Source organism: Streptomyces sp. UNOC14_S4 (assembly GCF_020740835.1).
Classification (GTDB): domain Bacteria; phylum Actinomycetota; class Actinomycetes; order Streptomycetales; family Streptomycetaceae; genus Streptomyces.
Genome location: NZ_JAINFC010000267.1, coordinates 1 through 10,292, shown reverse-complemented (window position 1 = coordinate 10,292; position 10,292 = coordinate 1). Strand labels below are relative to the sequence as shown.

At 69.1% G+C, this 10,292-nt stretch carries 12 protein-coding genes; 3 read left to right on the top strand and 9 right to left on the bottom strand.

The annotated features are described in order from the left end of the window. The first annotated feature begins 168 nt into the window (after positions 1–168). Positions 169–939 carry a hypothetical protein gene (locus K6I34_RS22650; protein ID WP_229328162.1) on the top strand — a complete coding sequence of 257 codons (771 nt, stop codon included), beginning with the start codon at positions 169–171 and terminating at the stop codon, positions 937–939. Between the two features lie 17 nt (positions 940–956). Here the strand turns inward: K6I34_RS22650 and K6I34_RS22645 are convergent, their stop codons facing one another. From K6I34_RS22645 to K6I34_RS22620, 6 genes are all read right to left on the bottom strand, one after another. Continuing rightward, positions 957–1,625 (bottom strand): TetR/AcrR family transcriptional regulator, encoded by a 669-nt coding sequence (locus K6I34_RS22645; RefSeq protein WP_229328163.1) that lies wholly within the window; start codon positions 1,623–1,625, stop codon positions 957–959. Between the two features lie 233 nt (positions 1,626–1,858). Further along, positions 1,859–3,205 (bottom strand): dicarboxylate/amino acid:cation symporter, encoded by a 1,347-nt coding sequence (locus tag K6I34_RS22640; RefSeq protein ID WP_229328161.1) that lies wholly within the window; start codon positions 3,203–3,205, stop codon positions 1,859–1,861. A 361-nt stretch (positions 3,206–3,566) separates the two neighbouring features. Next, positions 3,567–3,875 carry a DUF4229 domain-containing protein gene (locus tag K6I34_RS22635; RefSeq protein WP_229328160.1) on the bottom strand — a complete coding sequence of 103 codons (309 nt, stop codon included), beginning with the start codon at positions 3,873–3,875 and terminating at the stop codon, positions 3,567–3,569. Positions 3,876–3,942: 67 nt separating this feature from the next. Continuing rightward, positions 3,943–4,461 (bottom strand): GNAT family N-acetyltransferase, encoded by a 519-nt coding sequence (locus tag K6I34_RS22630; protein ID WP_229328159.1) that lies wholly within the window; start codon positions 4,459–4,461, stop codon positions 3,943–3,945. Between the two features lie 145 nt (positions 4,462–4,606). Then, positions 4,607–5,770 carry an aminofutalosine synthase MqnE gene (mqnE, locus tag K6I34_RS22625; protein ID WP_229328158.1) on the bottom strand — a complete coding sequence of 388 codons (1,164 nt, stop codon included), beginning with the start codon at positions 5,768–5,770 and terminating at the stop codon, positions 4,607–4,609. Positions 5,771–5,828: 58 nt separating this feature from the next. After that, a complete protein-coding gene (locus K6I34_RS22620; RefSeq protein WP_229328157.1) occupies positions 5,829–6,284 on the bottom strand; it encodes an Lrp/AsnC family transcriptional regulator in 456 nt (151 codons plus the stop codon). 133 nt (positions 6,285–6,417) lie between these two features. Here K6I34_RS22620 and K6I34_RS38380 point away from each other — a divergent pair, with 133 nt between their 5' ends. After that, on the top strand, positions 6,418–6,549 hold the full coding sequence (locus tag K6I34_RS38380; protein WP_275127131.1) for a hypothetical protein: 132 nt from the start codon (positions 6,418–6,420) through the stop codon (positions 6,547–6,549). Here K6I34_RS38380 and K6I34_RS22615 read toward each other — a convergent pair. The 3 genes from K6I34_RS22615 to K6I34_RS22605 all read right to left on the bottom strand — a co-directional run bounded on the left by K6I34_RS22615 (position 6,546) and on the right by K6I34_RS22605 (position 9,790). Next, positions 6,546–7,244, bottom strand: a complete 699-nt coding sequence (locus tag K6I34_RS22615) for a UbiX family flavin prenyltransferase (protein WP_229328156.1) — start codon at positions 7,242–7,244, stop codon at positions 6,546–6,548. The genes K6I34_RS38380 and K6I34_RS22615 overlap by 4 nt on opposite strands. Positions 7,245–7,412: 168 nt before the next feature. Continuing rightward, positions 7,413–8,327, bottom strand: coding sequence for a menaquinone biosynthesis prenyltransferase MqnP (gene mqnP / locus K6I34_RS22610; protein ID WP_308294039.1), 915 nt, complete (start codon positions 8,325–8,327; stop codon positions 7,413–7,415). Between the two features lie 11 nt (positions 8,328–8,338). Next, complete coding sequence (locus tag K6I34_RS22605) at positions 8,339–9,790, bottom strand: menaquinone biosynthesis decarboxylase (protein WP_229328154.1); 1,452 nt, start codon at positions 9,788–9,790, stop codon at positions 8,339–8,341. Between the two features lie 87 nt (positions 9,791–9,877). On the opposite strand from K6I34_RS22605, the gene K6I34_RS22600 reads away from it, so the two are divergent. Then, positions 9,878–10,168 carry a PLDc N-terminal domain-containing protein gene (locus K6I34_RS22600; protein WP_229328153.1) on the top strand — a complete coding sequence of 97 codons (291 nt, stop codon included), beginning with the start codon at positions 9,878–9,880 and terminating at the stop codon, positions 10,166–10,168. Positions 10,169–10,292 lie beyond the last annotated feature (124 nt).

The window sequence follows — 10,292 nt, the reverse complement described above, 5'->3', positions numbered from 1 at the left end:
GCCCACCAACCAACCCAGGGGCGCGGGGAACTGCGCGAGAAGCCCCACCGGCCCGCAGACGAACCCCGACATAGTCCTTATGGCCAGGGCCCATTTGCCCGTTCTGCCGATACCTGCCCCCATTCGTCACGCATAGCGTCGCAGACACGACGTAAGGAGAAGCGCCACATGAACACCACCACCCGCACCGCACTCCGCACCGCCATAGCCGCGAGCGTCCTCGTCGGCGCCGTGGCGGTGCCGACCGCCGCCTTCGCCGCCGACACCACGACCGCCGCGAACGCCACCGCACAGCCGCCCGCCAAGACCGTCGACATCGGCGGCGGCATGGAGGCCGAGATCAAGGACGGCAAGGCGTACCTCAAGCAGATCGGCAGCGGCAAGGTCTTCGCCGTGCTGTCGAAGGGCCAGACCTACAACGACGGCATCTACGTCCACTTCGACGGCACGAACGTGACGGCGAAGACGCAGGGCGACGACAAGGACCAGAAGAAGGACAAGGACAAGGCCTCCTCGCGCACCGTCAAGCTCAATGACGGCAAATACGCCGTCGTCACCAAGCTCTCCGACGGCTCGTACAAGGCCGTCGTCACCGGCCCCGACGGCTTCGTCTTCGGCACGCTCACCGCCGCCTCGCCCTCCGTGACGCTCGACGGCGGGCTGAAGGTCACCCTCGACCCGAAGACCGGCAAGATCACTCAGACCACCGTCAAGAGCCGCAACGGCGAGGCCGCCCGCGACACGGCCATGCCGAAGAAGGACCCCTCCGCGAAGACCTCGGACGGCAAGAAGCTGCCCAAGGGCGGCGTCGCCGCGGGCGAGGCGCCGGAGCGGCGCTCGGACACCGACCCCGGCCTGATCGGCGGCGCGCTCGCCGCGGCCGGTGTCCTCGGCGGGGCGGGCGTCTGGGCCGCCCGCCGCCGCAAGACCGAGAGCTGAGAGCCGAGAAAGAAGCTCTACGAGACGGACGAGACAGAAGAGACCGAAGAGACCTGGGAACGGGCAGGCGCCCAGCGCCGCCCGTTCATCAGGTTGTCCAGACCCGCCCAGGCGAAATTCATCAGCGTCTCGGCGGTGTCCCGCTCGCTGGGGACCTTGTCCGTACGGCCGTTGCTCCACCCGGCCAGCGACTCGGCGGCGCCGACGAGCGCGTGGGCGAGCCCGGACGCCTCCTGCCAGGGCAGCGGGGCGGAGCCACCACCGCCGTTCTCCTCGGCCGTCGCCACGATCAGGTGGGTGACGACGTCGACGAGCTCCTGCCGCAGGGCGCCCACCTCCTGCGCGAACGGCTCGCCGTGCGTACGGGCCTGGCAGTGCAGCACGGCCCAGGCCTCCGGGTGCGCGGCCGTGTGCGCGAAGAAGCCGCGGAGTCCGTGCCACAGCCGCCGGTCGGCGGGCGCGTCCGGGTCGACCCCCGCCCGTACGGCCGCGATGAGCGCCTCCGCCTCGCGCCGGATGCAGGCGCTGAAGAGGTCTTCCTTGGAGTTCAGATAGAGGTAGACCAGCGGCTTGGACGCCCCGGCGAGTTCGGCTATCTCGTCCATCGAGGCCGCGCGGTAGCCGCGGCGCGCGAAGACCTCGACGGCGGCGTCGAGCATCTGGCGCTCGCGCACCGCGCGCGGCATGCGCTTGATCCGGCCCCTGGGTCTCTTCGCGGCCCGGTCGGCGTCCTGAGCAGCGTGGGTGTGTGCAGCATTCACGACAAACGTCCCTCCGCCCCCGTCACGTTACCGGCAAGTAATGTTACGGGGAGGAGGGACGCCGCAGAGGGAAGATCCAGCCGAATGAGCCGGACCGCAAGGATCAGGCCAGCAGGATCAGGCCGAAGGGGCAGACCGAAGGGGGCAGACCGAAGGGATCAGCCCGCGGCAGCAGGCACCGGCACGGCGGCCTGCTCGACCGGGCCCACCGGCTCCGCCGAGTCCAGCGGCGAGGCGGTCACCGCGTCGTACGCCTCGCGGTCGAGGATCTTCTCCCGCGCGGCCACGATGATCGCGACCACCGACTGGCCCGCCACGTTCGTCGCCGTGCGCATCATGTCCACGATCGGGTCGATGGCCAGCAGCAGGCCCACGCCCTCCATGGGCAGGCCCAGCGTCGAGAGCGTCAGGGTCAGCATCACGGTGGCGCCGGTCAGACCGGCCGTGGCCGCCGAGCCGACGACGGAGACGAACGCGATCAGGAGGTAGTCCCGGATGTCCAGCTGCACATCGAAGACCTGGGCCACGAAGATCGCGGCGATCGCCGGGTAGATGGAGGCGCAGCCGTCCATCTTGGTCGTCGAGCCGAAGGGCACCGCGAAGCTCGCGTACTCCTTGGGCACACCCAGCCGCTCCGTCACCTTCTGCGTCAGCGGCATCGTGCCCACGGAGGAGCGGGAGACGAAGCCGAGCTGAATGGCGGGCCAGGCACCCTTGAAGAACTGCAGCGGGTTCACCTTGGCGGCGGTGCCGAGCAGCAGCGGGTAGACGACGAAGAGCACGATCGCGCAGCCGACGTAGATGTCGGCGGTGAAGGTCGCGTACTTCCCGATCAGGTCCCAGCCGTAGGTGGCGATGGCCGTGCCGACCAGGCCCAGGCTGCCCAGCGGGGCGAGGCGGATGACCCACCAGAGCACCTTCTGGAGCAGTTCGAGCACGGACTCGCTGAAGACGAGCACGGGCTTGGCCTTGGCGCCGACCTGGAGGATCGCGATGCCCACGACGACCGCCATGAAGACGATCTGGAGCACTTCCAGCTTGGTGAACGGCGTGATGACGTCGGTCGGGACGATGCCGGTGATGAAGTCCAGCCAGGAGCCGTGCTTCTTGGGCTGCTTGCCGTCGGCCGGGGTGAGGCCGGTGCCCGCGCCCGGGTCCGTGAGCAGGCCGATGACCAGGCCGATGGTGACCGCGATCAGCGACGTGATCATGAACCACATCAGGGTGCGGGTCGCCAGCCGGGCTGCGTTGGAGACGTTCCGCAGGTTGGTGATCGACACCAGGATGGCGAAGAACACCAGCGGCGCGATCACCACCATCAGCAGCTGGACGAAGATGTCGCCGATCTTGCCGAGGGTGACCTCCAGCCAGTGGACGTCACCGCTCCTGGCCACCCAGCCGAGCAGGGCACCGAGCACGAGACCGAGCAGGATCTGGACCCAGAACGGGACCTTGGGTATGCGCCCGCGCAGGGACGCCTGGGACGGCACAGGGGCAGATGACAACGGAAGCTCCGGAAAGTCGGAAAAAGGGCGTGGAGCGCCAAGGAGGTCCGTGCGTGCGGGATCTCCGGCCGGTGGGACATCGCGTCAGCGGCGACAACAAGCCGCGGCGGCACAGCGGCAAAGATCGACATGCAGGCGCGCCACGAGCACGGGGCTCGCGGCGTATCGGTGCGCTGCTGCTGTCTCCATGCCCACCACATTAACACCAGGACTTTGAGAGACTCAAAGGTCTCCTTTGGGAGCGAGATCGTACGAGGTCACACAGAGGGGACGAAAAAACGAAAGCCCTGTCGTGGAGCGGGCTGCTCCACGACAGGGCGTCGCGAGAATATGAGGAAATGTGAGGAGGCTTACAGCCTGCTCAGGCCGCCCCGTCCTCCTGGCCGGCGTTGGCGTCGAAGCGGGCCTTGGCCCGGTCGACCCGCTCCGCGATCTGCACCGACATCTCGTCACGCTGCTTGCGCAGCAGCACCCAGCTGAGCGGGGCGGACAGGACGAGGGCGAGCAGGACCATCCAGATGAGGTTCGAGTTGTTCGCACCGAGCGGGATGGCATGCAGCGAGCAGAGCACCCAGACGACGACGAAACAGGCGACGAGCAGGCCGAACCGCAGGGCGGTGTAGCGGAGCGAGGCGAAGCTCTGGCTCTTCTGGCTCTTCTGGCTACTCACGGACGGGACCTTCTTCTCATCGGCATCCGAAAGGGTCGTCCTCCAGTCAAGCACGACCGGAAGAGGATCAGTTCAGTGGGAGCCACATCGTGATGTCGTCGCGCTCGTCGCCGGGGCCCACGCGGATGCCCCGTGGCACCCGCCCGACCTCCTTGAAGCCGCAGGACGCGTAGAAGTCCTCAGTGCCCATGCCGCCGCGCACCCCGAGGCGCAGCGCGTCGAAGCCCAGGTCGCGGGCCATCCCCACGGCCTCGCCCAGCAGTCGGCGGCCACGCCCGCCGCCCTGGAGGGAGGGGTGGATCATCACCGTGAAGAGGGTGCACCAATGCGCCATGAGGTGGTGCTCGTTGAGGCCGAGGAAGGTGGTGCCGACGAGCCGCCCCTCCTCGTACGCGCCGAGCATCCGCATCCGGCCCCCGGCGACCCGGGCGAGCTGCGCGTCGGCCATGGGCCGCACCTCGTCGGCCGTCACCGGCGGCACGAAGCCGACGGCTCCGCCCGCCTGCGAGACGTCCACCCACAGGTCGAGCAGTTCCGCACGGAGCACGGGGGTCAGCTCGGGATCACGCACGAAGGTAAGGGTCATGGCCGCCATGCAAGCATTACAGGCGTCAGCGACGCAATAGCGCTCGAAGAACTCGGAAAAGCGGAGCCCCGGCGGACCGGAGTCCGCCGGGGCTCACTTCACCAAAGGGTGCGCCTCAGACACACATCAGACGCGCGCCAGATCCTCAGACACGCATCGGCTGCGGCGACTCCCGCAGCGAGGCGTCCGGGCCGGGGTACTCACGGATGACCTCGTAGCGCGTGTTGCGCTCGACCGGGCGGAAGCCCGCGTCCCGGATGAGCTCCAGCAGGTCGTCACGCGTCAGCTTGTTCGGCGTGCCGTAGTTGTCGGCATCGTGCGTGATCTTGTACTCGACGACCGAGCCGTCCATGTCGTCCGCGCCGTGCTGGAGCGCCAGCTGGGCGGTCTGCACGCCGTGCATGACCCAGAAGACCTTGACGTGCGGGACGTTGTCGAACAGCAGCCGCGAGACCGCGAAGGTCTTCAGCGCCTCGGCGCCCGTGGCCATCGTGGTGCGGGCCTGGAGCCGGTTGCGGACCTTGCCGTCCTGCATGTCCACGAAGTCGTGCTGGTAGCGCAGCGGGATGAAGACCTGGAAGCCGCCGGTCTCGTCCTGCAGCTCACGCAGCCGCAGCACGTGGTCCACGCGGTGGCGCGGCTCCTCGATGTGCCCGTAGAGCATGGTGCACGGGGTCTTCAGACCCTTCTCGTGCGCCAGGCGGTGGATGCGCGACCAGTCCTCCCAGTGGGTGCGGTGGTCGACGATGTGCTGCCTGACCTCCCAGTCGAAGATCTCCGCGCCACCGCCGGTCAGCGACTCCAGACCGGCGTCGATCAGCTCGTCGAGGATCTCGGAGGCCGACAGCCCCGAGATCGTCTCGAAGTGGTGGATCTCGGTCGCGGTGAACGCCTTCAGCGAGACGTTCGGCAGCGCCTTCTTCAGCTCGCTCAGCGAGCGGGGGTAGTAGCGCCAGGGCAGGTTCGGGTGCAGACCGTTGACGATGTGCAGCTCGGTGAGGTTGTCGTTCTCCATCGCCTTGGCGAGGCGGACGGCCTCCTCGATGCGCATCGTGTACGCGTCCTTCTCGCCCGGCTTCCGCTGGAACGAGCAGTACGCGCACGACGCCGTGCACACGTTCGTCATGTTGAGGTGACGGTTGACGTTGAAGTGGACGACGTCGCCGTTCTTCCGCGTGCGGACGTGGTGGGCGAGCCCGCCCAGCCAGGCCAGGTCGTCGGATTCGTAGAGGGCGATGCCGTCCTCGCGGGTCAGCCGCTCGCCCGCGTAGACCTTCTCCTCGAGCTCACGCTTGAGTCCAGCGTCCATGCGTCCGCCCTCTCCGATACATCCGATGCACAACCCCGTCGAGACTACTCCCTGGGCCTCAGGCCTCCTCGGGCAGCTCTCCCACCCGGTTCTCCCACTTGGTGGAGAGCACGATGGTCGTGCGCGTACGGCTCACACCCTTGGTGCTGGACAGCCGCCGGATCGTGCGCTCCAGCCCGTCGACGTCGCTGGCGCGGACCTTGAGCATGTAGGAGTCGTCGCCCGCGATGAACCAGCAGTCCTCGATCTCCTCCAGGTCCCGCAGCCGCTGCGCCACGTCCTCGTGGTCGGCGGCGTCGGAGAGCTGGATGCCGATGAGCGCGGTGACGCCGAGGCCGAGCGAGGCGGCGTTGACGGTCGCCCGGTAGCCGGTGATCACCCCTGCCGCCTCCAGGCGGTTGATCCGGTCCGTGACGCTCGGGCCGGAGAGGCCCACGAGCCTGCCCAGCTCCGCGTACGACGCCCGGCCGTTCTCCCGGAGGGCCTGGATGAGCTGCCTGTCCACCGCGTCCATTGCCTGGCACCTTTCAAATAACAAGCGAACTCGCCGCTTTGCATGTAGAATCTAAGGCATACAGGGGCTCAGCCCCTGTGATTTCTCGCAAGACTCGCTAGATCAACGACGATCCTTCAGGAGTGATCTCCCCGTGTACACGATCGAGATGGCCTACGCCCGTATGCGCGAGCTGCAGGACGTCGCCAACCGCTCGCGTGCCCACCAGTCCGCCGAACGCCGCGCCGAGGCCAAGGCGGCCCGGGCGCGCGCCAAGAAGCGCTAACCCTCGGAGCGGGAGCGCGCCTCACCGAGCTCTCCCTTCCACCGGCGGTACAGCTGGTGCGGCACCCCTGCCGCGTCCAGGACCCGCCCCGCGACGAAGTCCACCAGATCCTGGATGTGCGTCGCACCCGCGTAGAACGCCGGAGAGGCGGGCAGCACCACAGCGCCCGCCTCGTCGAGCGCCACCAACTGCTTGAGCGTCACGCCGCTGAGCGGCGTCTCCCGCACCGCGACCACCAGCTTCCGCCGCTCCTTGAGCATCACGCTCGCGGCCCGCTGGAGCAGATCCTTCGAGAGCCCCAGCGCCACCCCGGCCACGCAGGCCGTGCTCGCCGGGACGACGATCATCCCCTTCACGGGGTACGAGCCGGACGACGGACCGGCCGCCAGGTCGCCTGCCGGCCAGTACCGGACGCGATCGCCGCTGGCGTCCACGGCATCCACGTCGAAGGTGTGCGGCTTCCCGTCCGCGCCGAGCTCCAGCCACGTGCGCAGGTCCTCGCGCCAGTGCGCGTCCCGGAACTTGATCCCCGTCTCGTCCAGCAGCGTCAGCCGCGACGCGCGGCTCACCACCAGGTCGACGTCCTCACCGGCGGCCAGGAGGCCGCGCACGACGGCGGCCGCGTACGGCGTCCCCGACGCGCCGGACACTCCGACGACCCAGGGCGTGCGGCTTCTCTTTTCGTACGGCTCCACGGAGCCGAGCCTACGGCGTCCCGCCGCCGGGGCTGCGACGGCTCCGCGTTGTCGGCTCCGCCTTGGGGGTCGGGGTGCGCCTAGTGGGGTGCGTCTTGCGCTCCGCGCGCGGCTGCAGCCCCGGTGGGGGCTGGTCGCGCAGTTCCCCGCGCCCCTTACGGGGCGCCGTTACCAGGTCAGGCCCGCGCGGATCAGGTCCAGCAGCGCGAAGACGAACAGGCAGATGCCGATCACGCCGTTGACCGTGAAGAAGGCCCGGTTCAGGCGGGACAGGTCATGCGGCTTGACGATCGTGTGCTCGTACAGGAACGCGACCGCGACGACCACGAGCCCGGCCCAGAAGAAGGCACCGGCCCCGATGGCGAGCGCATACCAGACGAACAGCGCCATGGTGACGGCGTGACAGGCCCGCGCGCCGTACAGCGCGCCCGGGATGCCGAAGCGGGCCGGCACGGACTTCACGCCGTGCGCCCGGTCCGCCTGGACGTCCTGGCAGGCGAAGATCAGGTCGAAGCCGCCGATCCAGACGCCGACGGCCAGGCCCAGGATCACCGCGTCCCAGGACCACGACCCGGTGACCGCGAGCCAGGCGCCGACCGGGCCCATCGCCTGGGCCAGGCCCAGGATCGCGTGCGGGAAGTTCGTGAAGCGCTTGCCGTACGGATAGAGCACCATCGGGATCACCGCGACGGGCGCCAGCGCCAGGCACAGCGGGTTGAGCAGCGCGGCCGCGCCCAGGAAGAAGACCAGCGCGATCAGCGCACCGGTCCAGGCGGAGCGCACGGAGACCGCGCCGGTCACCAGCTCCCGCCCGGCGGTACGGGGGTTACGCGCGTCGATCTCCCGGTCGATGATGCGGTTGGCGGCCATGGCGAACGTCCGCAGACCGACCATGGCGACCGTCACCAGGAACAGGCGCACCCAGTGGACGTCGCCGTACTCCTGGAACATCGCGGTGAGCGCCGCGATGTAGGCGAAGGGCAGCGCGAAGACCGAGTGCTCGATCATGACGAGCCTCAAGAACGCCGGAACACCCCCGCGCGCGCGGGGACTATTCGGCTCCGCGCTGCCCCCTCCAAGGATGGCCTCTCCGCTCACAGCCCGTACTCCTTCCAGCGCTCAGTCACCCGAATGGCAACTTCCGGGTCCGACTCGACCATGTGCGGCCAGCCGCCGTCGCGTGTGTAGCCCTCCTCGGGCCACTTCGCGGTCGCGTCGATGCCCGCCTTGCCGCCCCAGAACTGCTGGTAGGAGGCGTGGTCGAGGTGGTCGACCGGGCCCTCGACGACGGTGAGGTCGCGGGCGTAGTCGGTGTTGCCGAGGGCGCGCCAGGCGACCTCGTGCAGGTCGTGCACGTCGCAGTCCGCGTCCACCACGATGATCAGCTTGGTCAGCGACATCATGTGCGCGCCCCAGATGGCGTGCATGACCTTCTGCGCGTGCTTGGGGTACTTCTTGTCGATCGAGACGATCGCGCAGTTGTGGAAGCCGCCCGCCTCCGGCAGGTGGTAGTCCACGATGTCCGGCACGACGATCTTCAGCAGCGGGAGGAAGAAACGCTCCGTGGCACGGCCCAGCGGGCCGTCCTCGGTCGGCGGGCGGCCGACGACGATCGACTGGAGCAGCGGGCGCCGCCGCATCGTCACGCAGTCGATGGTGAGCGCCGGGAAGTCCTCCTGCGGCGTGTAGAAACCGGTGTGGTCGCCGAAGGGGCCCTCCGGGAGCATCTTCCCCGGCTCCAGCCAGCCCTCGATGACGACCTCGGCGTTGGCCGGGACCTGGAGCGGGACGGTCTTGCAGTCGACCATCTCGATGCGCTTGCCCGAGATGAAGCCCGCGAAGAGGTACTCGTCGATGTCGCCGGGCAGCGGCGCGGTCGAGGCGTAGGTGACGGCGGGCGGGCAGCCGAAGGCGATGGCGACGGGCAGCCGCTCGCCGCGCCGCGCGGCCACCTGATAGTGGTTGCGGCTGTCCTTGTGGATCTGCCAGTGCATCCCGATGGTGCGCTTGTCGTGCCGCTGGAGGCGGTAGAGGCCGAGGTTGCGGACGCCGGTCTCGGGGTGCTTGGTGTGGGTGAGGCCCAGGTTGAAGAAGGAGCCGCCGTCCTCGGGCCAGGTGAAGAGCGCGGGCAGCATGTCGAGGTCGACGTCGTCGCCGGTGAGGACGACTTCCTGGACGGGGGCCTCCTTCACCTTCCGCGGCGGGACGTGCGCCATCGCGCCCAGCTTGCCGAAGGCCTCGCGGAAGCCGACGAAGCCGTGCGGCAGCTCCGGCTTGAGCAGGCCGCCGATCTTCTCGCTGATCTCCTCGTAGGACTTCAGGCCCAGACCCTTGAGCAGACGGCGGTCGGTGCCGAAGACGTTCATGGCCAGCGGCATGGCCGCGCCCTTGACGTTCTCGAAGAGCAGGGCGGGCCCACCGGCCTTGTTCACCCTGTCGACGATCTCCCCGATCTCCAGGTGCGGGTCCACCTCGGCCTTGATGCGCTTGAGGTCGCCGTCGCGCTCCAGTGCCCGGAGGAACGAGCGAAGATCGTCATAAGCCATACGTTCCAGTATCGAGCACGGACTACCCTGGAGCGGTCACGGGGGCCGACTTCGGCCCGCAACACCGCACCCGGGGGAGCCCGCCACATGCTCAGGTATCTGCCGACTCTGCTGGTCCTGGGGTTGTGGATCTACGCCTTCATCGACTGCCTCAACACGCCGGAGGAAGAGGTGCGGGGCCTGCCGAAGATCGGGTGGGTGATCGTCATCCTGCTCTTCGGCGGCGTGCTGGTGGGCCCCGTGGCGTGGGTGGTGGCGGGGCGTCGGCGACGGGCCCGCGTCGCCCCCGCGGAACCGGGCCAGCGCTGGGTCGCCCCGGACGACAACCCCGAATTCCTCCGCTCCCTCCGCCCGGACAAGCCGGGCGACCAGTCGTAACAGGGGCTGCGCCCCTTTAGGGGCGCGGGGCTGTGACATTGCGCGGCTCCGCCGCGTGGGCGCGCCCCGTCAGGGGCGCGGGGAACTGCGCGACAAGCCCCCACCGGCCCGCAGCCGCGCGCAC

What these genes read in the sequence shown, in the direction of transcription:
- K6I34_RS22605 (WP_229328154.1), bottom strand. Translation starts at nt 9,790, where the DNA reads ATGGCTTATGACGATCTTCGCTCGTTCCTCCGGGCACTGGAGCGCGAC.
- K6I34_RS22620 (WP_229328157.1), bottom strand. Translation starts at nt 6,284, where the DNA reads ATGGACGCGGTGGACAGGCAGCTCATCCAGGCCCTCCGGGAGAACGGC.
- mqnE (WP_229328158.1), bottom strand. Translation starts at nt 5,770, where the DNA reads ATGGACGCTGGACTCAAGCGTGAGCTCGAGGAGAAGGTCTACGCGGGC.
- K6I34_RS22630 (WP_229328159.1), bottom strand. Translation starts at nt 4,461, where the DNA reads ATGACCCTTACCTTCGTGCGTGATCCCGAGCTGACCCCCGTGCTCCGT.
- K6I34_RS22650 (WP_229328162.1), top strand. Translation starts at nt 169, where the DNA reads ATGAACACCACCACCCGCACCGCACTCCGCACCGCCATAGCCGCGAGC.
- K6I34_RS22645 (WP_229328163.1), bottom strand. Translation starts at nt 1,625, where the DNA reads ATGCCGCGCGCGGTGCGCGAGCGCCAGATGCTCGACGCCGCCGTCGAG.
- K6I34_RS22600 (WP_229328153.1), top strand. Translation starts at nt 9,878, where the DNA reads ATGCTCAGGTATCTGCCGACTCTGCTGGTCCTGGGGTTGTGGATCTAC.